The organism is Kitasatospora sp. Ki12 (assembly GCF_054601375.1).
Genome location: NZ_BAAIHT010000002.1, coordinates 1,173,597 through 1,194,929, shown reverse-complemented (window position 1 = coordinate 1,194,929; position 21,333 = coordinate 1,173,597). Strand labels below are relative to the sequence as shown.

The following is a 21,333-nucleotide window of genomic DNA, read 5'->3' as shown; positions in this document are numbered from 1 at the left end:
GGCCGGGTTCAGCCGTGGCCGCCGGCGCGCAGGGCGTCGCGCAGGCGGCCGCCCGCGGTGTCGAGGAGCCGGGCGGCGGTGGGCGCGTCCACGTCGGCGAGCAGGACCAGGATCGCGTCCTTCGCCCGGCCGCCGGTCGCGGCGAGGGCGGCCCGGACGGCGGCGTCCTCGGCGCCGGTGGCCTCGGCGACGATCCGTCGGGCGCGCTCGCGCAGCTTGGCGTTGGTGGCCCGGACGTCGACCATCAGATTTCCGTACGTCCGGCCGAGGCGGACCATCGCGGCCGTCGAGAGCATGTTGAGCACCAACTTCTGCGCCGTTCCCGCCTTGAGCCGGGTCGAGCCGGCGAGCACCTCGGGGCCCACCTCCACCTCGACGGCCAGTTCGGCGGCGGACGCCAGCGCGGAACCGCGGTTGCACGCCAGCGCGACGGTCAGCGCGCCGGTGGCCCGCGCGGCCCGTACGGCCGCCACCGCGTACGGGGTACGGCCGGAGGCGGACACACCGACCAGGGTGTCGGCGGGGGTGAGGGCCAGCGCGGCGACATCGGCCGCCGCGAGGTCGGGGCTGTCCTCGGCACCCTCGGCGGCGGCCGTCACGGCCGGGAGGCCACCGGCGATCAGGCCCACGACGAGGGCCGGATCGGTGCCGAAGGTGGGCGGGCACTCGGCGGCGTCCAGCACCCCGAGCCGGCCGGCCGTCCCCGCTCCGGCGTAGACCAGCCGGCCGCCGCGGGCCATCCGGGCGGCCACCGCGTCCACGACGGCGGCGATCCGCTCCAGCTGTCCGGCGACCGCGGTGGGGACGGTGCGGTCCTCGGCGTTCATCAGGCGGAGCAGTTCGGGGGTGGGCAGGGCGTCGATCGCCGCCCATTCGGGGCGGATCGTCTCGGTCGGGGGCACGGCGGGTCGGGTCGGCTGGTTCTGGTTCTGGTTCTGGTTCCGGTTCTCGTGCTGGTTCTGGATCTGGAGCTGGATCTGGCGCCGGCCCGGGTGGTGGTGGCTCGGGCCGTCGGTGTTCGGGTGGTCGTGGTCCATGCGGCGAGCGTCCCCCGGTGCGCGGGGGCCGAATCCGGGCGAGCGTGGGGGAGGAGGAGGTGGCCATGGCGCCGACCGTGGCCGAGCTGCTCGACCGGTTCGGCCGGACCTACGCGGAGGAGGCCGGGATCGCGCAGCGCGACAAGCCCTCCCCGCTCTACCGGCTGCTCATCCTGACGGTGCTGTGCTCGGTGCGGAACAGCGCCGGCACGAGCGGGCGCTGACGGAGGCCGGGGCGCTCGGCTTGCCGGCGAGCCCGGCGAGCCTGACTGAGCTGGTCGCGGCGGAGGACTGGCCCGGTTGGCGGCGGCGCTGACGCGGGCGGGTCTGGCGCGGGTGGCGCTGGCGCACGTCGGGGCGGGCCGCGCCGGGTGGTGCGAGATGCGCGGTTGAGACACGCGGCCGGTGCGGGGCGGTCGGCCCGTGCGCGAGTGGGTCGTGGGGCCAGGTGGTGCGTGGCGGGGCCAGGTGGCGCGTGGCGGGGTCAGCCGGTGCGCCGCGGGGTCAGGCCATCCAGAAGAACACCGCCGTCATCCGGCGCTGGGCCAGCTCGTCGCCGTAGTAGCCGGTGGCGCTGTGGATCAGATTGGCGTGGTAGAGCAGCAGTTGGTTGTAGCGGTTGGGGACGCGGACGTCCTCGACGAAGTGGTCGCCGGGCACGCGGCGGGTGCCGAGCGCCTCGACCAGGTTGTTGTGCGGGGCGTTCACCAGGTTGCCGCCGAGGCGGCCGCCGGGGAACTGCTGGCGGTAGAAGCTGGTGCCGGCGTCCTTGGGTGCGTCCGGGCTGAGGTAGAGCACGGCTGCGTAGCGGCAGAGCGCGCGGGAGTCGGTGTGCGGCCGGGACTCCGATTCGCCGTCGCCGACGACCTGGACGCAGTTGTGGTTGAGCGTGCCGCCGCCCGGGGTGCTCTGCACCCAGAGCCGGGAGGCGCCGGTGGCCTTGCGGACCAGGCCCTCGACCCGGGCCAGCTCGTCGGGCTCCAGGCCCGGCATGGTGCGCAGGCCAGGCCAGCTCTCCGGGCGGTACGGGTAGCCCTCGGTCCAGTCGCCGCGGGCCAGGCAGCGCTCGCGGACGGCGTCAGGGTCGGGCAGGACGTCGTTGAGGACCCAGTAGTCCCGGCCCCGGGTGGGCTTGCGGTACGGCAGGACCGGCAGCGCGGTGGGCCTGATGGGCTGTGAGGGCATGCGCCGACCATAGGGGCGGTGATCGTCAACTTTCTGCCGTGAGCAGGTCAACCTTTCGTCAAGGGTGCTTGCCTCGGGCGGGTGGTCAGGCCGCCCGTACGGCGAAGCCGCCCAGTGCGCCCTCCAGTCGGTCGTAGGCGCGTACGGCGGAGGGGCGTACCGCGGCGGCGATCGTGGCCGGGTCCTCGGCGGCGAGGGTGCGGCGGAGCACCTCGCTGAACACCGCCCGGTCGACGCCGGCGAGCAGGGCGGCGGCGACCCGGCTCTCGAAGCCGACGGGTCTCTCGTGCACGGCCTCGGCCAGCGCCTCGGCCAGTGCCGTCTCGCCCTGCTCGTGCACCTCGCGCAGCCGGGCGACCAGTGCCGGGCTGTCGAAGACCGTCCGGGCGAAGTCCGGGCCGGAGAAGCCGAGGCGGGGGTCGTGCCGGTCGATCCCGGCCAGGCAGTCGCGGCGCAGCGCGGCCAGGGCCGACTCGCCCGGGGCGCGCCCGGCGACGGACCGGGCGAGCCGGCCGACCAGCTCCTCGTGCAGGTCGAAGAAGAGGTCCTCCTTGCGCGGGAAGTGGTTGGTGACGGTCATCTTGGCGACGCCCGCGGCGGCGGCGACCTCGGCGATGGTCGTCCGGTCGAAGCCCTGGGCGATGAAGAGCCGCGTCGCGGCGTGCGAGATCGCCTCTCGGGTGCGGCGCTTGTTGAGCTCGCGCAGGTTCGGCGTGGTCCCGGTCTCGGTCATGGCGGGAGCCTAGCGCAGGTCGATGGGTCGAGTACAGGAATTAGGCTTGACCTAATGAGTGGGTCCGTCCTAAGTTCTTCTCGGGCGGTCGGAACGGCTGCTCGGAGTGACCGCCGGAGCGGCCCGAGGGGGCGTCTGGGCGGCTCGCTCGATCGAGAGCGACCAGGGGAGGGCGCATGACGACATCCGTCACCGCGAAGGGCCGGCGAGGGGGAGTCCGGGAGGGGGAGCCGGAGCCGATCCCGCCGGGCCTGTGGAAGATGGGCGGGGTGCTCGCGCTGGGCCCGGTGCTCGCGCTGCTGGACTCCACGATCGTCAACGTCGGCATCGACTCCGTCGGTCGGGACCTGCACAGCTCGATCGGGGCGGTGCAGTGGGTGGCCACGGGGTACCTGCTGGCGATCTCGCTGACCATGCCGCTCTCGGGCTGGGCCGCGGGCCGCTTCGGGGCCAGGCGGGCGTGGCTCGCCTCGGTCGTCCTGTTCGTGCTCGGGTCGGCGCTGTGCGGGCTGGCCTGGTCGACGGGCAGTCTGATCGCCTTCCGGGTGCTGCAGGGGGTCGGCGGGGGGATGATTCAACCGCTCGGCCAGGCGATCATCATACAAGCGGCGGGGCCGTCCAGGATCGGACGGGTGATGGGCACCCTGATGCTCCCGATCAGCCTCGCCCCGGTCCTGGGGCCGATCCTCGGCGGCCTGGTGCTGGAGCACCTCGACTGGCGCTGGATGTTCCTGCTGAACGTGCCGGTCGGGCTGCTGATCCTGCTGCTGGCCGCCCGCTGGCTGCCGGCTGACGAAGCGTCGGACGCGCCGCGGCCCGGGCTGGACGTGACCGGCCTGCTGCTGCTCTCACCGGGCCTGACCGGGCTGCTCTACGGGCTCTCGACGATCGGCGACGGCGGCCCGGCCGGCTGGGCCGCCCTGGCGGCGGGCACGGTGCTGGTGGTGCTCTACGGCGGGCACGCGCTGCGCACGGGGCGCGGCGGCACCCGGGCGCCGCTGATCGACCTGCGGCTGTTCGCCCGACGCGGCTTCACCGTGGCGACGGCGAACAGCTTCCTGCAGGGCGCCGCGCTCTACAGCTCGATGTTCCTGGTGCCGCTGTACTACCAGCAGGTCCGGCACGTCGGGGCGGTCGAGGCCGGCCTGCTGCTGGCACCGCAGGCCCTCGGCACGGCGGTCACCGCGATGCTGGCGGCCCGAATAACCGATCGCCTCGCGCCGCGTCCGCTGGTCCTGATCGGCATCGTCTGCTCCCTGGTCGGCACGCTCGCGTTCACCCGACTGGGCAGCGGCTCCGAACCGGCCGGCTGGCTCATCGCCGGCTCGCTGGCACTGCGCGGCGCCGGCATGGGGATCATCGCGATCCCCGGCCTGGCGGCGGTGTACGGGAGCGTCGAGAAGGCCCAGGTGCCGGCGGCGGCAGGGGCGGTCAACGTCCTGAACCGGGTCGGCGGGGCGCTCGGCACGGCGGTGCTGACGCTGGCCCTCCAGCAGGCGCAGCACGGCCGGCCCGACCAGCCGGGCGCGGCCTTCGGGCAGACGTTCTGGTGGGTGCTGGCCCTGTCCGCACTGGCGATCGCACCCGCCTGCCTCTACCCCAACACCCGTAAGGACACCGCTAAAGACCCCGCCTGACGGACCGGCGGACCGCCCGCCGGGCGGTCCTGCACACGACGACTCGTCAACCCGCCACCACCAGCACGTCGACCGACGATCACGGAGGTACCCATGTTCACCCAGCGCGCCGACGGCCTGCGCCTGCTCACTGTGCACGCCCACCCGGACGACGAGTCCAGCAAGGGCGCGGCCACCCTCGCCCGGTACGCCGAGGAGGGCGTGGACGTCCTGGTCGCCACCTGCACCGGTGGCGAGCGCGGTTCGGTGCTCAACCCGGCGCTGGACCGCCCCGAGGTCCTGGCCGACATCGCCCGGATCCGGCGGGAGGAGATGGCGGCCGCCCGCGAGATCCTCGGTGTGCGCCAGCGGTTCCTCGGCTTCGTCGACTCCGGGATGCCGGGCCCGGACGAGCCGCTGCCGGAGGGCTGCTTCGCCGCCCAGCCGGTCGAGGCCGCGGCGGCGCCGCTGGTCGCGCTGATCCGTGAGTTCCGCCCGCACGTGGTGATCACCTACGACGAGACCGGCGGGTACCCGCACCCGGACCACGTGATGACCCACCGGATCACCGTGGAGGCCTTCGAGGCCGCCGCCGACCCGCGGCGCCACCCCGAGGCGGGGGAGCCCTGGCAGGCGGCCAAGCTCTACTACCACCTGGCGCTCTCCCGGGCCTGGTTCCAGACCCTGCACGACGCCATGACGGATCGCGGCGTCCCCTCCGACATGGGCGAGCTGCTCGCCGGGTGGCCCGACACCCCGCCCGCCCTGGCGACCACCACCCGGATCGCGTGCGCCGAGAAGTTCGCCGTACGGGACGCGGCGATGCTGGCGCACGCCACCCAGGTCGCCCCGGGCGTCGCCTTCATGGCCCACCCCCGGGACATCGAGCGCGAGGTCTGGCCCACCGAGGACTACCACCTGGCCCGGAGCCTGGTGCCCGCGGCCGGTGGGGCGGGCGGCGCGGGCGAGGTCGAGGACGACCTGTTCGTCGGGCTCCGTGCGGGAGCGGGAGCAGGAGCAGGAGCAGGCGTGGGAGCAGGCGTGGGAGCGGAGGTGGGGGCGGGGTGAGCCTCAGGCCGGAGGAGGTGGTGCGGGCTGCGGCGCCGGCCGGGGTACCGACCGCCGTGCCCGCTGCCGCCCGCTCAGCACTGGCCGTCGGCGAGCACGTAGTAGCCCGGGCCGGTCCGCTTCAGGGTGTGGGTGACGAAGGTGTTCCAGAGCCCCATGTTCTGGCCCGAGCCGAGCGCGTAGGTCAGGCCGCCGCTCTGGGTGGCCCGGCCGGCCACGACCTGGTCGTAGTTGGTCGCGGTGAAGCACTGGGGAGCGCCACCGGGGGTGGTCGCCGTGACCGTCGCCGATCGGGCGCCCACCGCACCGGTGGTGTCGACGGCCGCCACACCGTAGCCGTACGTCGTCCCGGCGGCGAGGCCGGTGTCGGTGAACGACGGGTCCGTGGTGCTGCCGACCTGGGTGCCGTCGCGGTACACCCGGTACGAGGCGGCGCCGCTGACGGCTTGCCAGCCGAGCGTCACCGAGCCGGCTCCGGCCGGAGTCGCGGTCAGCCCGGACGGGGCGGGCAGGCCGGGGGTAGTGGGGCCGGTGCCGCCGTCCAGGCCCCAGAACTGCGCGGTGTAGTAGCCGGAGCAGATCGTGTCGAGGAAGTAGGCGCCGGTCGCCCCGCACTGGTCGGCCCCGGAGCCCGGGTGGACGGCCAGTCCGTGGCCCATCCCGCCGACCGTGAACAGCGCGACGGCCGGGCGCCCGGCCGCGTCCGCGTAGAGCTCCTGGGTGGTGCCGCCCGGCAGGCTGCGGGTGGTGGTCGGCTGGCGGCCGATGCCCTGGACGTTCGTCCACTGGTCGCGCAGCTCGGTCGCGTTCACCGGTCTGACCACGGTGTCGGCGCTGCCCTGCCAGATCGCCACCCGGGGCCACGGGCCGGTGTACCCCGGGTACGCGGCCCGGACCTTGTCGCCCCACTGGGCCGGGGTGAGCCCCTGGTCGCTGTTCTGGCAGCCGGAGGCGGCGCCCTGGGTGGTGGCGCAGTGCGCGGGCAGACCGGAGTCGATCGCCCCGCCGGCGAAGACGTCGGGGTAGTCGGCCAGCAGGTCGGCGGCCAGTCCGCCGCCCGCCGAGAGCCCGGTGACGAACACCCGGTGGGCGTCCGAGCCGTACAGGGCCTTGGCCTTGGTGACCATCTCGGCCACCGATTCCGCCTCACCGACGCCCCGGGAGTCCTTGGTCGCGTCGAACCAGCTGAAGCAGGAGAGGCTGTTGTTGCTGCTGCCGGTCTGCGGGAACACGACCGCGAAGCCGTACTGGTCGGCGAACTTGGTCCAGCCGGAGTTGCGGTAGTAGTCGGTGGCGCTCTGCAGACAGCCGTGCAGGGCGACCACCAGGGGCGCGTCGGCGGGCAGTCCGGCGGGGGTGTAGGTGTACATCGCGAGGTTGCCCGGGTTGGGGCCGAACCCGGTGACCTGCTGGAAGCTCCCGGTGGAGGCATCGGTGGCGGCGGTGGAGGTCGGGGCGGCAGTGGTCGGGGCGGTGGAGGTCGGGTCGGCGGTAGCCGGGGCGGGCACGGCGGCGACGGCGAGGGCGGCGGCCGTCAACAGCGCGGCGGCGGCTGGGCGCAGAGGCACGGGGACTCCTGGGTGGGGGAGGAGTGGGGGCGTGTGCCGAGCAGCGTGGCGCGCCGCGCGCCCCGAAGCCATGTGGCGGTCAGCCGAGGTCCGCCGCCCGGACATGGCGCGGACCGCCATGGCGCGTCGGACCGGTCGGGGCTGTACAGACGGGGGGTCGACGGACGGGGGTCGGCAGACGGGGGCGGACGGACGGGGCCCATGGTCCGGCCGGCCGGACTCGCCCGGGTGCCGTCGGGCCGGTCAGAGTGCCGCGAGCACTCCGCAGAGCGCGAGCAGGCCGCAGATGCCGAAGTTGACCAGCTTGTGCGAGAGGAACACCGCCGCGAACTCGCGGATGGTCGCGCTCGGCCAGTAGTAGCTCGCGGTGGGCGAGCCGAGGACGTGCCCGTTCACACCGGTCCGGCGGGCGAGCAGCGCCGCCCGGAAGGCGTGGAAGTTGTTGGTGACCACGACGCAGCGGTAGTCGGGCTTGGCCTGCTCCATGATGGCCTTGCTGAAGAGCAGGTTCTCCTCGGTGGTGCGCGAGCGGTCCTCCCGTTCGACGTGCTCGGCGGGGAAGCCGCGCTCGATCAGGTAGTCGGCCATCGCGTGGGACTCCGGCAGCTTCTCGTCCGGTCCCTGGCCGCCCGAGGTGATCAGGACCGGCGGGTTGCCGCGTCCCGCCTGCTTCTCGTACGCCTCCCGGCCCCGGTTCAGCCGGCTGGCCAGCAGCGGCGGGACGCGCTCTCCGCCGATCAGCCCGGAGCCGAGCACGACCACGAAGTCCACGTTCCGGCGCGGCCGGTGGCGGCTGTACAGGAAGGCGTAGCCGACGAAGCAGACGAACAGGAAGGAGACGTAGAGGACCACCAGGACGGCGGTGCCGGCCAGGACGGCCAGCTGCCGGGAGCCGGTGACGAGGGCTGCGCCCAGCAGCGCGATGACGGCGACGATGCCCAGCCCGGCGAGCAGCGACAGCAGGTTGGCGGGTCGCCGGCCCTCCTTGCGGATCATGGTCAGGCCGTTGGAGATCAGGAACCAGACCAGCGCGACCGTGCCGACGGCCGGGAGCAGGATGATCGCCGCCGCCACGAGCTCCACCACCAGGGTCGGTGCCTTGCGCAGTTCGGCGAGCAGGGCGATGGAGAGGAGCGAGACGGCGATGCCGAGGAGGACGGCGTTGCTGAACTGCCGGCGGTCGCGTAGTACCCCGATCCCGAACAACAGGAAGAACAGGGCGGCTGGGGCATAGACGATCATGCGTCGTATCGTAGGCGGTTCGTGGGAACGGTCCCCTTGCGCGAGGCGGTCAGCGCCGGCCGGCGAAGCGCTCGATCGCGGCGAGGACGGCGTCCCGCATCCGGGGGCTGCCGGTGTGCCCGGACTCGTCGATGACGGTCAGCCGGGCGTCCGGCCAGGCCTCGGTCAGCTGCCAGGCGGTGTAGAGCGGGCCGCCGAGGTCCAGCCGGCCGTGGATCAGTTCGCCCGGGATCCCGGCCAGCCGCCCGGCGTCGCGCAGCAGTTGGCCGTCCTCCAGGAAGGCGTGCCGCGAGAAGTAGTGCGCGGTGATCCGGGTGAAGGCCATCAGGGCGTCGGAGGGGCGGTCGGTGTACGCGTTCGGCTTGCCCAGCGACTCGTGCGAGATGACCGCGTCCTCCCAGGTGGCCCAGGCGTTGGCGGCGGCCCGCCGGACGGTCTCGTCCGGGCTGTTGAGCAGCCGGCTGTAGGCGGCGACCAGGTCGCCGTCCCGGTCGGCGGGCGGCAGGAAGTCCCGGAACTCCTCCCAGGGGCCGGGCAGGAAGCGGCCGACGCCCCGGTAGAGCCAGTCGGTCTCCTCGGGGCGGGTCATGGTGACGCCGCAGAGGACGATCGCGGAGACCCGCTCCGGGTGGGCCTGGGCGTAGGCGAGGATCAGGGTGGAGCCCCACGAGCCGCCGTACAACAGCCACTTGTCGATGCCGAGGTGTTCGCGCAGCCGTTCCATGTCGGCGATCAGGTGCCCGGTGGTGTTGTGCTCCAGCCCGGTGGTGGCCTCGGCGGCGTGCGGGCGGCTCTGCCCGCAGCCGCGCTGGTCGAACTGGACGACGTGGTACCGCTCCGGGTCGAAGTACCGCCGGGAGCCCGGGCTGTGGCCGGAGCCGGGCCCGCCGTGCACCACCACGGCCGGGGTGCCCGCCGGGTCGCCGGAGGCGTTCCAGTACATCAGCTGTCCGTCGCCGACGTCCAACAGGCCCTGTGCGTACGGCTCGTAGAGGGGGTGCGGCTCGGTCATCGGTGGCTCCTCCGTGGTCGTACGGACAGGACTCGGGGAGCCTACCCCGCGTGTGGGGGCCGGATCAGCGGCGGTCCGGCGGGAGCAGGGCCGCGAGGCCGTCCAGGATCCGCTGGACGCAGAACTCGAAGCGGGCGTCCATGTCCGGCGCGGTGAGGTCGTCGGCGAGGTCGACGAGATTGGGGAAGTCCTCGGCGGGCAGGGCCCGGAAGAGGTCGCCGGCGGCGACGGCGATCTCGCGGCGGCTGCCGCCGAGGACTTCGGCGGCCGAGATCGGCGACTGTTCCTGCAGCACGAAGCCCTGGACGAAGGCGCCCAGCAGGTAGCTGGCCATGGCGGCGTCGGCGTCGGAGAGGCCGGCCGCGCGGAGCCGGTCCAGCTGGTCCTCCATCAGTCCGAGCAGGTTCGGGCCGGGGGCGAGGCGACCGGCGACGACCTTGGCCGCGTCGCGGTTGTCGAGCAGCAGTCGGCGGTAGCGCCAGCAGTACGCGTGGAACTGCTCGCGCCAGCCGCCCTCGCGCGGCGGGGGTTCGGCGGAGCCCATGATGGCGTCGTTGAGCAGGTCGAGCAGTTCCTGCTTGTTGCGCACGTGCCAGTAGAGCGAGGCCGCCTTGACGCCGACCTCGGCGGCGACCTTGCGCATCGACAGCCCGGCGAGTCCCTCCCGTTCCAGGACCCGCAGGGCCGCCTGGGCGAGAGCTTCCCTGGTCACGGCGGGTGTCGCGGCACCGGCCCCTGGCGTGGCGCTGCTCCCCGGTGTGGCGTCGGCCCCCGGTGCGGTCGTGTCGTTCTCCGGCATGGCGGTGCTGACGCCTTCCTCGCTGTCGTGGAATTCCCGCTTGCAATCTAACACCGTTAGGGGCACTCTGTGGCTGCCGAACCAACCCCTAACAGTGTTAGGCAGCCATGCTCGGGAGGGAATCCATGGACGGGTCGAGTACCCGCCGCCAACGGCTCGCACTGCTGACGCTCTGCGTCACCATGTTCATGTCCATGCTGGACAACGTCATCGTCAACAACGCGCTGCCCCGCATCGGGCAGGACCTGGACGCCGGGATCAGCGGCCTGCAGTGGGTGGCCGAGGGCTACAGCCTGGTCTACGCCGCCCTCGTGCTGACCGGCGGCGCGCTCGGCGACCGCCACGGCCGCACCCGGGTGTTCCGCCTCGGGCTGGCCCTGTTCACGGCGGGCTCCGCCGTCGCGGCTCTCGCCGGGACGATCGGCGTCCTGGTCGGCGCCCGGATGCTGCAGGGCGTGGGGGCCGCGCTGCTCACCCCCGGCAGCCTGACCCTGCTGCGACACGTCTTCACCGACGAACGCGAGCGGGCGAGGGCGATCGCCACCTGGTCCGGGGTCTCCGCACTCGGCCTCTCGGTCGGCCCGGTGGTCGGCGGCCCGATGGTCGAACACCTCGGCTGGGCCAGCGTGTTCTGGATCAACGTGCCGATCGGCGCCGCCGGGCTGCTGCTCGCCGTCCGGGTCCTGCCGGACATCCCGCCGCGCCCCCGTCGGATCGACCTCGGTGGCCTCGCCCTGTCCGCGGCCGGTCTGGCGCTGCTGGTCTACGCGCTGATCGAGGGCCCGTCCCGGGGCTGGACCGACACCCGGGTGCTCGGCTGCGGCGCCGCAGCCGTGGTCCTGCTGCTCGCCTTCCTGGTGCTCGAACTGCGCCTCGTCGAGCCGATGCTGGAGCTGAGGCTGTTCCGCGACGGGGCGTTGGGCGGCGCGCTGCTCAGCGGCTTCGTGGTCAGCTTCGGGATGTTCGGCGCGCTGTTCTTCCTGCCACTGCTGATGCAGGGCGTCCTCGGCTGGTCCCCGGCCGGCGCCGGCTACGCCGGGCTGCCGATGACGGCGATGCTGGTGGTCGCCGCGCCGCTGTCCGGCCGGCTGACCGCACGGTTCGGCCCGCGGCCGCCGCTGGTGCTCGGCCTCGGGCTGTGCGCGGTGGGACTCGGCGGGCTGGCGCTGTACGGGGACCAGGCCCGCTACCCCGAGTACCTGTGGACGCTGTTCGCGATGGGCCTCGGGATGGGGCTGACCTTCACCCCGGTGTCGATCGTGGTGATGACACGGGTGCCCCCGGCGCAGACCGGGATGGCCTCGGCGACCGTCAACACGCTGCGCGAGCTCGGCGGGGTGCTCGGGATCGCCGTGCTGGGCGCCGTCCTGACCGACCGGTGGTCCGACTCCCTGACGGCAGCCCTGCACCGGCTCGGCGTCCCGCCGGACGCCGCCGGCCGGATCGCGGACGCGCCCGCCGGCGCCCTGCACGGCGGTGGCGGAGGCGGTGGCGGACCGGCGGCAGAGGTACTGCCCGGCCCGCTCCGGGACGCGGTGGACGGCGCGTTCGTCGACGGCATCCACCTCGCCGTGCTCTGTGGCGCGGCCGCGCTCGCCGTCACCGCCGTCCTGGTCGCCGTTCTGCTCGGCCGGGCCCGACCGGTCGCCCGGGCCGGTGCCGACGGCCCACGGCAGCCGAACCCGGCGGAGCCGGTGGAAGCCCACTGAGCCCGCCCGCCCGGCGGCCCGCCTGTCTGCCTGCCCGACCGGCCTACCACCTGCCCGCCCGACCGGTCATCCGCCCGCCCGACCGGCCGCCGTGGGGGCGGCCGGTCAGCGGATCCCCTCGACCGCCGCCTGCGCCGCCCGGGCCAGTTCGCGCCGGGCCCCCGCCCGGGTGGGCTGCGGGGTTGGCGGTGGGATCGGCGGCAGGAAGGTCACGTCGGCGACCAGCCCGCGCGCCGCGACGACCCGGGCGAGCGAGGTGAGCAGCCCGTCGTCCCCGACGAAGGCGGGGACGCTGGTCGGCCGTCCGTCCGCCAGCCGGTAGCGGATCGTCACCGGCTGGACGAAGGCGCCCGCCTCCACCGCGGCCTGGAACAGGGCCGGCCGGAACCGCCCGCTCTCCCGGCCGCACCAGGTCGAGCCCTCCGGGAAGACGATCACCGGGTGTCCGGAGCGCAGCTCCTCGGCCACCGCCGCCACGGTGTCGGGCAGTGTGCGCAGCCGGTCGCGGTCGAGGAAGACGGTGCCGCCCCAGGCGATCAGCGGACCGAGCACCGGCCACCGCCGGACCTCGGTCTTGGCCAGTGAGCGGCCCGGCCGGCCGGCCGCGAGCAGCGGGATGTCCAGCCAGGACACGTGGTTGGCCACCACCAGCACCCCGCCGCCGCCCGGGCCGCCGCCCGGCCCGGTGAGGTGGACGGTCACCCCGAGGGTGCGCAGCAGGACGCGCGCCCAGAGCCGGGCCAGCCGGTCCCGGCCGTCGTACGGGAGCAGCCGGACCGGCAGGCTGAGCAGGAGACCGGCCAGGACCGCCACCAGGAAGGCCGTCAGCCGCAGCGCCCGCCGGGGGTGGGAGACCTCCGGCGCCGGGTCGGCCAGGCAGGTCTCGGGCCGGCAGGTCGCCGTGGGCAGCCAGACGCTCACGACGCGGTGCCCAGACCGGGCAGGCCGGCGAGGAAGTGCCGCAGGTAGCGCGGGTCGGTGCGCTCCAGCGAGAGCAGCACGTACAGGTCGGCGCAGTCGAAGTCCGGGTCGTACGCGGGCTCGCCGCAGACCCAGGCGCCGAGCCGCAGGTAGCCGCGGAGCAGGGCCGGCAGCGCGCCCCGCTCGGCCCGCGGCACGCCGGTGGCGTCCCAGCGGCGGTGCGGGGTGACCCGGTACTCCGCGGGGGCCAGGTGCTTGGTGCTGACGCTGTCCCAGACCCGGGCCGCGGTGGCACCGCCGTCCTCCAGGCCGATCGAGCAGCAGCCGCCGACCCAGGTGTTGCCGGTGTCGGCGAGGTAGCGGGCGATGCCGCCCCACATCAGGTTGATGACGGCGCCGTTGCCCCGGTGATCCGGGTGGATGCAGGAGCGGCCGAGCTCGACCAGGCCCGGGCGGACCGGCGCCAGCGCGGACAGGTCGAACTCGCCTTCGGAGTAAAGCCGCCCGGCCCGCCGGGCCGCCTCGGGCCGCAGCAGCCGGTAGGTGCCGATGACGGTGCCGTGCTCGCCCTCGCGGACCAGGAGGTGGTCGCAGAACTCGTCGAACGGGTCGACGTCCAGGCCCGCGACCGGGCTGTGCAGGACGGCGCCGAGCTCGGCCCCGAACACCTGGTGGCGCAGCCGCTGGGCGGCGCGCACGTCGTCCTCGTCGCGGGCGAGGGAGACGGTGTACGGGGCGGCGGCCGGCACGGGGGCGGCGGGGACGGCGGCCGGGACCGGCCGGCGGCGGGGGGCGGGGAGCGCCGGGGAGTCGTGGGTGGGGGCGACCGCGGACGGAGCGTACGTGGGGACGGTGGTCATGTCGGACCCTCCAGGGCAGCACGATCGGCGGTGCCAAGGATCAGCCAGGGCACCGTCCCGGTCCGCAGGTGGTTGGGCATGGACGCGAACCGGTCTCGGTATGTCTCTCCGAATCGGTTGGCATCCACGTTGCGGCACGGCGGAGCGCAGATGTGCACCTGTTGAATGGGACCCCCCGTGGCCTGCCCGTCACCTGCGCGGCACCGGGAACTCGTCCGCAGGGGGTGGACAACAGGGGCGTGCGGCTGCACCGCACGCCCCAGCCGTCGGACCCACGCGCCCCTGCCGTCAGGCCCGCTCCACCCGGCTCACCGGCCCCGCTCCACCCGGCTCACCGGGCCAGCCCCACCCGGCTCACCGAGCCCGTACGGCGAGCCCGGACGGCGGCCACCCGGGTCACCGACCCCGCCAGCCCTCCGGGTCGACGCCGCCCGGGACGGCGTCGTCCGGTCCGTACGGTTCGCGGGTGTGGACGAAGGAGCCGATGTCCAGGTGGCTGACCGAGCCGTCGGCGCGCCGGACCACCCGCAGGGTCTCGCCCGCGTAGTAGTTCTCCAGGCCGGTCCAGGTGCCGTCCGGCTCGGGCCGGAAACGTGAGCCGCGGCCGCCGCCGGCGAGTGTCGTGAGCTCCAGCACCCGGCCCGGCCGCAGCCGCAGGACGGTCGGGGAGGCGCCCCAGTACCAGGGACCGGTGAGCGCCAGCAGTTCCTCGTCCACCTCGGGCAGCGGGTGCCAGGGCTCGGGCAGCCGGGGCTCGTGTTCGGCGGTGAGCGCGATCAGCTCGGCGGCCAGCTGCGCGGTGCTGCCGCCGCTGGTGGCGTTGGCCAGACCGAACGCGGCCAGGCCGTCGGTCTCGCTGACCCACAGTCCGGCCGTGAAGCCGGGCATCGAGCCGGTGTGCCCGTACAGCAACCGGCCCTCGTGGCGGCGCAGTTGCAGGCCGAGCCCGTACGCGGTGGTCCACCCCGCGTCGTCCGGGGCGACCGCGGGGCGGCGCATCTCGGCGAGGGTACCGGCGGACAGCACCTTGTCGTCGCCGGCGCAGAGGAAGGCCGCCCAGCGGGCCAGGTCGGCGCCGGTGGACCAGAGTTGACCTGCCGGGCCCATCAGCCCGGTGTCGGTGAGCGGCTCGGTCCGCAGGACGTCGGCCCACGGGTGGACGGCGAAGCCCCCGGCGTGCGGGGGCTCGGGGAGCAGCGTGGTGCGGCCCATGCCGAGCGGTGCGAGCACCTCGCGGCGCAGCACCTCGCCCCACGGCTCGCCGCGCACCTTCTCCACCAGGGCGCCGAGCAGCGCGTAGCCGGGGTTGGAGTAGTGGTGGAGGCGTCCGGCCGGGTGCTTGAGCGGGCGTTCGGCCTCCAGGATGTCGTCGAGGCGGGGCCGCAGCGAGCCCTCGGTCCGCTCCCACCACGGGGCGGGGGTCTCGGCGGCGAGCCCGGCGGAGTGCGAGAGCAGCTGGGTGACGGTCGCCTCGTCGGCGGGGGTGCCGGGCAGGTTGCGGGAGAGCGGGTCGGCGAGGTCGAGCAGTCCCTCGTCGCGCAGCCGCAGCACCAGCACGGCGACGAAGGTCTTGGTGAGCGAGCCGATCCGGTACTGGACGTCCGGAGTCGGCGCGTGCCCGTCCACCAGGCCGCGGGCGCCGCTCCACACCGGCCGCCCGCCCCGCAGCACGCCGGCGACCATCGAGGGCGTGCGGCCCTCGGACTGGGCGACGGCGAGCCGGTGCAGCAGGGCGCGGCGGGTGGTGGGCAGCAGCTCGTCGGGCAGGTCGGTCATATGGACTTCTGAACTCATCGACATGTGCACGGACAGTAGCCCAGCCGGGGGCCGGACCCGAGCGGAACGACGCGCGGGCCGACCGGCCGACGGTCCGCCCGGGTCGACAGCTCGACAGCTCGACGGGGCGCCGGGGTGACGGGCCGTCAGCCCGGCAGCGGCGGCAGCTCCGGCCGCTCCAGCCAGGCCTCGAAGAGCGGGCCGAGCGGGGTGGGGGTGTACCGGGAGGCGTGTGCGCGCAGGTCCGCGGTGTCGACCACGCCGTACCGGTTGAGGCTCGCCCAGTCCCGCAGCATCGCGAAGAACGCGTCGTCGCCGAGCGCCCGCCGCAGCGCGTGCACGACGAGCCCGCCGCGCTGGTACAGCCGGTCGTCGAACATCAGCTTGCGGCCGGGGTCGCCGAGGACGAGGTCCTGCGGCTGCCCGGACAGCAGCGTGTGTGCGGCATGGGCGTGGGTGGCGGCGGCCGGGCCGCCGGCGTGCTCGGACCAGAGCCACTCCGCGTACTTGGCGAAGCCCTCGTTGAGCCAGATGTGCCGCCAGTCGGCGATCGTGACGCTGTTGCCGAACCACTGGTGGGCCAGCTCGTGCGCGATCAGCCGTTCGCGCTCCCAGCCGCCGCCGAGGTGGTTGGTGCCGAAGGTGGCGACGCCCTGCGCCTCCACCGGGACGTCCAGCTCCTCGTCCGCGAGGACGACCGCGTACTCGCCGAACGGGTACGGCCCGAAGACCTCGCCGAAGTACGCCGTCATCTCCGGCTGCCGGGCGAAGTCCCGGGCGAACCCGGTGGCCAGCCGCTCCGGCACGTACCCGGTCTGCGGCACGGCCGGCCTGGCGGCCAGCGGCACCGCCCGGTAGTGGCCGATCGACACCGTCACCAGGTACGTCGGGGTCGGTGCGCTCTGCTCGTACACCCAGGTGGTGCTGGACGCCCGGGTGGTGCGGGTGAGCAGCCGGCCGCTCGCCACCACGGTGAACGGCGACGGTGTGGTGACCGCGATCTGGTAGGTCGCCTTGTCGGCGGGCCGGTCGTTGCAGGGGAACCAGGACGGCGCGCCGATCGGCTGGCTGGCCACCAGCGCGCCCTCGGTCAGCTCCTCCCAGCCCAGGCCGCCCCACGGGCTCTGCACCGGGCGCGGGTTGCCGGTGTAGTGCACCTCGACGGTGAACGCCGCGCCCGCCGCGAGCGGCTTGGCCGGGCGGATGCGCAGCTTGCCGGCGCGGTGGGTGTAGCGGGCGGCCCGGCCGTCGACCAGCACCCGGCCGATCCGGAACTCGGCCAGGTCCAGGGCGAACTCCGCCAGCACCGCGTCGGCCACCGCGCTCAGCCGGGCCGAGCCGGCCAGCCGGTTGGGCCCGGGCCGGTAGTCCAGGGTCAGCTCGTAGCGGTGCACCCGGTAGCGGTGGTCACCGCTGTTCGGGAAGTACGGGTCAGGGGCGCCGGCGGCCGCCGGGACGTGCTTGGACTTCACGGGGACGTGCGCTTCCTGAGGGCCGGGACGGGGGGTCGTCGAGGCGGTCATGACGTGGTCTGCCACACCTCGATGGGGTTGCCCAGCCACCGCGTGTCGGCGGGGACGGACTCGGCGCGCATCACCAGCGAGGCCGGGCCCAGCGTGCTGCGCGCGCCCACCGTGCTGCCGGGCAGCACGATGCCGCCCGGGCCCAGGGTGGCGCCCTCGCGGAGGACCACAGTATCCATCCGCATGATCCGGTCGTGGAAGAGGTGGGTCTGCACGACGCAGCCCCGGTTGATGCTGACCCCGTCGCCGAGGGTGACCAGGTCCGCCTCCGGCAGCCAGTAGCTCTCGCACCAGACGCCGTGCCCGACGTTCGCGCCGAGCGCCCGCAGCCACAGGTTCAGCACCGGCGTGCCCGGCACCGCGCCGACCAGCCACGGCACCGCGAGCATCTCGACGAAGGTGTCCGCCAGCTCGTTGCGCCACACGAAACCGCTCCACAGCGGGTGCTCCACCGCCCGGAACCGTCCGACCAGCAGCCACTTCGCCGACACCGCGACCACGCAGGCCACCGTGCCCGCGCCGAGCAGGACGAGGCCCGACAGCAGCGCGGCGGTCAGCGGCGAGCCGGCCGCCAGCCAGGACAGCGCCGCGACCGTCAGCAGGCCCAGGGCCGCCGAGGCCAGCACCGGAACCACCCGGACCACCTCGACCAGTCCGCGCGCCCACAGCAGCCGGGCCGGCGGCTCGTAGGTCAGGCTCTGATCGGCCTGGTCCGCCGAGCGCGGCAGCCGCATCGGCGGCATCCCCAGGTACGAGCCGCCCTTCTTCGCCTTCGCCGGCGTCGCCGACAGCACGCCCACCAGTCCGCGCTTGGGCACCGAACGGCCCGGCGCGGTCATCCCCGAGTTGCCGAGGAACGCCCGCTCGCCGACCTTCGCCTCGCCGAGCCGCACCCAGCCGCCGCCCAGCTCGTACGGCGCGATCAGGGTGTCGTCGGCCAGGAACGCGCCGTCGCCGACCGTGGTCAGGCTGGGCAGCGCCAGCACCGTGGAGGCCTCGACGTGCCGGCCGATCCGCATGCCGAGCGCCCGCAGCCACAGCGGGGTGACCAGTCCGGCGTAGAGCGGGAACAGCACCTCGCGTGCCCGGTCCATCAGCTGGGTGACCGTCCACGCCTGCCAGCCGACCCGGCCGTGCAGCGGGTGCACCCCGGGCACCAGGCCGACGCTCAGCACCCGGACCAGGACCAGCAGCTGCACGGCGTACACCGCGCCGTAGGCGAGGGTCGCCGGCACCAGGCCGAGCAGCGCGCCGCCGAGCGCCGGGGCGAGGGCGTCGCCCTGGTCGACGAAGCGGGAGAGCACGGCCAGCGCGGCGAGCGCGGGCAGCGCCGGGAGCAGGCCGAGCACGGCACCGCTGGCGCCGTACAGCGAGGCCCAGCGGGCCCGGCGCACCGGGCGGTCCTTGGGCCAGGTGCGCTCGGCGCGGCCCAGCTTGACGGCGGGCGCGCCGCCCCAGCGCTGGCCGGTCGGCACCTGGCCGGTGACGCTGGAGCCGGCCACCACCTGGGAGCGCTTGCCGACCCGGGCGCCGGGCAGCAGCGTCGAGCGGGTGCCGACCACGGCGCCGGAGCCGACCTTGATCTGGCCGATCAGCAGCCGGTCGCCGTCCAGCCAGTAGCCGCACAGGTCCACCTCGGCCTCGACCGCGCAGCCGCGGCCCAGCTTCAGCATCCCGGTGACCGGCGGCAGCGAGTGCAGGTCCACGTCGGGGGCGATCTTGCAGCCCAGCGCGCGGGCGTAGCGCACCAGCCAGGCGCCGGACAGCGAGGTCGCGCCGCTCAGCTCGGCGAGCCGCTCGGCGGTCCAGAGCCGCAGGTGGACGGCGCCGCCGCGCGGGTGGCTGCCGGGGCGCAGGCCGCGCAGCAGCAGCCGGGCGCCGCCCGCCGAGAGTGCCAGCCGGCCCGCCGGGGTGTACAGCGCCAGCGCGCCCGCGCCGACCCACCACCAGGAGGCGGTGGGCGCCCACGGGTAGTCCCCGAGGTGGCCTAGCAGGTTGCCGGCGGCCAGCAGGGCGACCGTCCAGCGCAGGCCGACCACGGTGAACAGGGGGATCAGCAGGAGCAGCTGCAGCAGCTTGGCCCTGGCCGGCACCAGGGTGACGGTGCGGGTCTCGGCACTGTCGGCGCCGGAGCGCTCCAGGTGCCGGGCGAGCTTGCGCAGCGTCGGGTGCTGGTAGATGTCGAGCACGGCCGCGTTCGGGTAGCGGGTCCGCAGCAGGGTGGTCAGCCGGGCGGCGGCCAGGCTGCCGCCGCCGATCGCGAAGAAGTCGTCGCGCGCGCTGCCGACCTTGACGCCGAGGATCTCCGACCACTGCTCGGCCAGCCAGGCCTCGGTCCCGTACAACTGCTCGCTCGGGCCGGTGGACTCCAGCTCGGGCAGCGGCCAGGGCAGGGCGTTGCGGTCCACCTTGCCGGAGGTCCGGGTGGGCAGGGTCTCGACGGTCGTGAGCAGCGGGACGAGGGCGGCGGGCAGCTCGGCGCGCAGCCGCTCGACGGCCTGCTCGCGGTCGAAGCCCTCCTGGACCACCAGGTAGCCGACCAGCAGCTGGTTGCCGCCGCGCGCGGTGCGGACGGCCGCGGCCGCGCCCGCCACGGCGGGCAGGGCCTGCAGCGCCGCGTCCACCTCGCCGAGCTCGATCCGGCGGCCGCCCAGCTTGATCTGCTCGTCGGTGCGGCCGAGGAACAGCAGGCCGGCCGGGTCGGCCTGGACCAGGTCACCGCTGCGGTAGGCGCGCTCCCAGCCCAGCGAGGACAGCGGCGCGTACTTCTCGGCGTCCTTCTCCGGGTCGAGGTAACGGGCCAGGCCGACCCCGCCGATCACCAGCTGACCGGTGCCGCCGGGGGCGACCGGCTCGCCGGCGTCGTCCACCACGGCGAGGTCCCAGCCGTCCAGCGGCAGACCGATCCGCACCGGACCGTCGCCGGTCAGCAGGGCGGCGCAGGCGACCACGGTGGCCTCGGTGGGGCCGTAGGTGTTCCACACCTCGCGGCCCTCGGTGACCAGCCGCTGCACCAGCTCGGGCGGGCAGGCCTCGCCGCCGAAGATCAGCAGCCGGACCTCGTTGAGCGCCTCGGCCGGCCACAGCGCGGCCAGCGTCGGCACGGTGGAGACCACGGTGATCTCCTGCTCGGCCAGCCAGGGGCCGAGGTCGGCGCCGCTGCGCACCTGGGAGCGGGGGACCGGCACCAGGCAGGCGCCGTACCGCCAGGCCAGCCACATCTCCTCGCAGGAGGCGTCGAAGGCCACCGACAGGCCGGCCATCACCCGGTCGCCCGGGCCGATCGGCTCGTCCTGGAGGAAGAGCGCGGCCTCGGCGTCCACGAAGGCGGCGGCGTTGCGGTGGGTGACGGCGACGCCCTTGGGCTTTCCGGTGGAGCCGGAGGTGAAGATGATCCAGGCGTCGTCGGCGGGGGTGGGGCGGCGCTCCGGGGCGGGCGGGCGCTCGGCGGTGGGTGCGGTGGCGGGGGCGGAGGTGGCCCCGGCCGTCGGGGTGCCCCCGGCCGTCGGGGTGAGGGCCCGCTCGGCGCCGAGCACGGCGGCGACCCCGGCCTCGCCGAAGACCAGGTCGGCGCGCTCGTCCGGGTCCTCCGCGTCCACCGGGACGTAGGCGGCCCCGGCGGCGAGCACGGCGAGGATCGAGACGTACAGGTCGTTGGTACCGGAGGGGACCCGGACGCCCACCCGGTCGCCCGGGCCGATCCCGGCGGCGGCCAGCCGGCGGCGCAGCTGGTCGACCTCGGCGGCCAGCGCGCGGTAGCTGAGCACGGCGCGGCCGTCGTCGAGGGCGGGCTCGTCGGGGTGGGCGCGCACGGTGGCGTCCAGGACGTCCACCAGGGTGCGGGGCGCGGCCGCCGGGCGGCCCGGGAACTGGGCGCGCGGCGCCGCGGTGACCTGCTGCGGCCGGATCGGTTCGTTCGGCTGGCTCGGTTCAGCTGTCATGGCAGCCCGTGCGCTCCTCGTCCTCGCCCCGTTCCGATCGATGCCCGGCCCTTGGGGGCGGTGGGAGCACTCGCCGTAACCGGGTGACCCCACTCCGGGGCCGGAGCGGACAACCTGACCGATGGTAGCTCCGGATCTCCGGCGGCGCCTGGGCAGGTTCGGGCCCAACTCGGCCGACGGTGGCCGAATCTGACGCATCGTCAGTCAATAACTGATGCCCTGTGGCAAGGATGTGACGGGATGTCAGTCGAATTGACGGACAGTCAGGTCGGATTTCGGATCGTGATCCACGCCACAGCGAATACTGCTCCCTTCGGGTGGCGGGCCCGGCGTTTCGGCCGTG

Annotated in this window: 16 protein-coding genes; 4 read left to right on the top strand and 12 right to left on the bottom strand. The window is 74.8% G+C overall.

Annotated elements, in window-relative coordinates; genetic code table 11:
• Nucleotides 1-8: 8 nt before the first annotated feature.
• A complete protein-coding gene (gene murQ / locus ACYP53_RS22885) occupies nucleotides 9-1,037 on the bottom strand; it encodes an N-acetylmuramic acid 6-phosphate etherase (protein WP_459648767.1) in 1,029 nt (342 codons plus the stop codon).
• Nucleotides 1,038-1,102: 65 nt separating this feature from the next.
• Between murQ and ACYP53_RS22880 the strand changes: the two genes are divergently transcribed.
• Nucleotides 1,103-1,261: a hypothetical protein gene (locus tag ACYP53_RS22880; protein WP_459648766.1), complete on the top strand. Its 159-nt coding sequence runs from the start codon at nucleotides 1,103-1,105 to the stop codon at nucleotides 1,259-1,261.
• A 280-nt stretch (nucleotides 1,262-1,541) separates the two neighbouring features.
• Here ACYP53_RS22880 and ACYP53_RS22875 read toward each other — a convergent pair whose 3' ends face one another.
• Together ACYP53_RS22875 and ACYP53_RS22870 are read right to left on the bottom strand one after the other, a co-directional pair.
• On the bottom strand, nucleotides 1,542-2,222 hold the full coding sequence (locus ACYP53_RS22875; RefSeq protein ID WP_189918752.1) for a DUF6445 family protein: 681 nt from the start codon (nucleotides 2,220-2,222) through the stop codon (nucleotides 1,542-1,544).
• An 85-nt stretch (nucleotides 2,223-2,307) separates the two neighbouring features.
• Nucleotides 2,308-2,955 (bottom strand): TetR/AcrR family transcriptional regulator, encoded by a 648-nt coding sequence (locus tag ACYP53_RS22870; RefSeq protein WP_459648765.1) that lies wholly within the window; start codon nucleotides 2,953-2,955, stop codon nucleotides 2,308-2,310.
• Between the two features lie 176 nt (nucleotides 2,956-3,131).
• Between ACYP53_RS22870 and ACYP53_RS22865 the strand changes: the two genes are divergently transcribed.
• Both ACYP53_RS22865 and mca read left to right on the top strand, forming a co-directional pair.
• The gene (locus ACYP53_RS22865; RefSeq protein WP_459648764.1) at nucleotides 3,132-4,592 is read left to right on the top strand and encodes an MDR family MFS transporter; all 1,461 of its coding nucleotides are present in this window, start codon (nucleotides 3,132-3,134) and stop codon (nucleotides 4,590-4,592) included.
• Nucleotides 4,593-4,685: 93 nt separating this feature from the next.
• Nucleotides 4,686-5,639: a mycothiol conjugate amidase Mca gene (gene mca / locus ACYP53_RS22860; RefSeq protein ID WP_189918746.1), complete on the top strand. Its 954-nt coding sequence runs from the start codon at nucleotides 4,686-4,688 to the stop codon at nucleotides 5,637-5,639.
• A gap of 74 nt (nucleotides 5,640-5,713) precedes the next feature.
• Here the strand turns inward: mca and ACYP53_RS22855 are convergent, their stop codons facing one another.
• The 4 genes from ACYP53_RS22855 to ACYP53_RS22840 form a co-directional block, all read right to left on the bottom strand.
• Complete coding sequence (locus ACYP53_RS22855; protein ID WP_189918744.1) at nucleotides 5,714-7,279, bottom strand: extracellular catalytic domain type 1 short-chain-length polyhydroxyalkanoate depolymerase; 1,566 nt, start codon at nucleotides 7,277-7,279, stop codon at nucleotides 5,714-5,716.
• A 171-nt stretch (nucleotides 7,280-7,450) separates the two neighbouring features.
• On the bottom strand, nucleotides 7,451-8,449 hold the full coding sequence (locus tag ACYP53_RS22850) for a YdcF family protein (protein WP_189918742.1): 999 nt from the start codon (nucleotides 8,447-8,449) through the stop codon (nucleotides 7,451-7,453).
• A 49-nt stretch (nucleotides 8,450-8,498) separates the two neighbouring features.
• Complete coding sequence (gene pip / locus ACYP53_RS22845; RefSeq protein WP_459648763.1) at nucleotides 8,499-9,461, bottom strand: prolyl aminopeptidase; 963 nt, start codon at nucleotides 9,459-9,461, stop codon at nucleotides 8,499-8,501.
• Nucleotides 9,462-9,525: 64 nt separating this feature from the next.
• The gene (locus ACYP53_RS22840; RefSeq protein WP_189918739.1) at nucleotides 9,526-10,173 is read right to left on the bottom strand and encodes a TetR/AcrR family transcriptional regulator; all 648 of its coding nucleotides are present in this window, start codon (nucleotides 10,171-10,173) and stop codon (nucleotides 9,526-9,528) included.
• Between the two features lie 212 nt (nucleotides 10,174-10,385).
• Here ACYP53_RS22840 and ACYP53_RS22835 point away from each other — a divergent pair, with 212 nt between their 5' ends.
• Nucleotides 10,386-11,969: an MFS transporter gene (locus ACYP53_RS22835; protein ID WP_459648762.1), complete on the top strand. Its 1,584-nt coding sequence runs from the start codon at nucleotides 10,386-10,388 to the stop codon at nucleotides 11,967-11,969.
• Between the two features lie 105 nt (nucleotides 11,970-12,074).
• On the opposite strand, the gene ACYP53_RS22830 is transcribed toward ACYP53_RS22835, so the two are convergent.
• The 5 genes from ACYP53_RS22830 to ACYP53_RS22810 form a co-directional block, all read right to left on the bottom strand.
• Nucleotides 12,075-12,890 carry a lysophospholipid acyltransferase family protein gene (locus ACYP53_RS22830; RefSeq protein WP_229928769.1) on the bottom strand — a complete coding sequence of 272 codons (816 nt, stop codon included), beginning with the start codon at nucleotides 12,888-12,890 and terminating at the stop codon, nucleotides 12,075-12,077.
• Complete coding sequence (locus ACYP53_RS22825; protein WP_459648761.1) at nucleotides 12,887-13,750, bottom strand: GNAT family N-acetyltransferase; 864 nt, start codon at nucleotides 13,748-13,750, stop codon at nucleotides 12,887-12,889. Before ACYP53_RS22825 ends, ACYP53_RS22830 begins: the two co-directional genes overlap by 4 nt.
• A 396-nt stretch (nucleotides 13,751-14,146) precedes the next feature.
• Nucleotides 14,147-15,526: a serine hydrolase domain-containing protein gene (locus tag ACYP53_RS22820; protein ID WP_459648760.1), complete on the bottom strand. Its 1,380-nt coding sequence runs from the start codon at nucleotides 15,524-15,526 to the stop codon at nucleotides 14,147-14,149.
• Nucleotides 15,527-15,672: 146 nt separating this feature from the next.
• Nucleotides 15,673-16,998 (bottom strand): M1 family metallopeptidase, encoded by a 1,326-nt coding sequence (locus tag ACYP53_RS22815; RefSeq protein WP_229928768.1) that lies wholly within the window; start codon nucleotides 16,996-16,998, stop codon nucleotides 15,673-15,675.
• Nucleotides 16,999-17,045: 47 nt separating this feature from the next.
• The gene (locus ACYP53_RS22810; RefSeq protein WP_459648759.1) at nucleotides 17,046-20,990 is read right to left on the bottom strand and encodes a Pls/PosA family non-ribosomal peptide synthetase; all 3,945 of its coding nucleotides are present in this window, start codon (nucleotides 20,988-20,990) and stop codon (nucleotides 17,046-17,048) included.
• Between the last annotated feature and the right edge of the window lie 343 nt (nucleotides 20,991-21,333).

What these genes read in the sequence shown, in the direction of transcription:
- murQ (WP_459648767.1), bottom strand. Translation starts at nt 1,037, where the DNA reads ATGGACCACGACCACCCGAACACCGACGGCCCGAGCCACCACCACCCG.
- ACYP53_RS22880 (WP_459648766.1), top strand. Translation starts at nt 1,103, where the DNA reads ATGGCGCCGACCGTGGCCGAGCTGCTCGACCGGTTCGGCCGGACCTAC.
- ACYP53_RS22875 (WP_189918752.1), bottom strand. Translation starts at nt 2,222, where the DNA reads ATGCCCTCACAGCCCATCAGGCCCACCGCGCTGCCGGTCCTGCCGTAC.
- ACYP53_RS22870 (WP_459648765.1), bottom strand. Translation starts at nt 2,955, where the DNA reads ATGACCGAGACCGGGACCACGCCGAACCTGCGCGAGCTCAACAAGCGC.
- ACYP53_RS22865 (WP_459648764.1), top strand. Translation starts at nt 3,132, where the DNA reads ATGACGACATCCGTCACCGCGAAGGGCCGGCGAGGGGGAGTCCGGGAG.
- mca (WP_189918746.1), top strand. Translation starts at nt 4,686, where the DNA reads ATGTTCACCCAGCGCGCCGACGGCCTGCGCCTGCTCACTGTGCACGCC.
- ACYP53_RS22855 (WP_189918744.1), bottom strand. Translation starts at nt 7,279, where the DNA reads ATGGCTTCGGGGCGCGCGGCGCGCCACGCTGCTCGGCACACGCCCCCA.
- ACYP53_RS22850 (WP_189918742.1), bottom strand. Translation starts at nt 8,449, where the DNA reads ATGATCGTCTATGCCCCAGCCGCCCTGTTCTTCCTGTTGTTCGGGATC.
- pip (WP_459648763.1), bottom strand. Translation starts at nt 9,461, where the DNA reads ATGACCGAGCCGCACCCCCTCTACGAGCCGTACGCACAGGGCCTGTTG.
- ACYP53_RS22835 (WP_459648762.1), top strand. Translation starts at nt 10,386, where the DNA reads ATGGACGGGTCGAGTACCCGCCGCCAACGGCTCGCACTGCTGACGCTC.
- ACYP53_RS22825 (WP_459648761.1), bottom strand. Translation starts at nt 13,750, where the DNA reads ATGACCACCGTCCCCACGTACGCTCCGTCCGCGGTCGCCCCCACCCAC.
- ACYP53_RS22820 (WP_459648760.1), bottom strand. Translation starts at nt 15,526, where the DNA reads ATGACCGACCTGCCCGACGAGCTGCTGCCCACCACCCGCCGCGCCCTG.
- ACYP53_RS22810 (WP_459648759.1), bottom strand. Translation starts at nt 20,990, where the DNA reads ATGACAGCTGAACCGAGCCAGCCGAACGAACCGATCCGGCCGCAGCAG.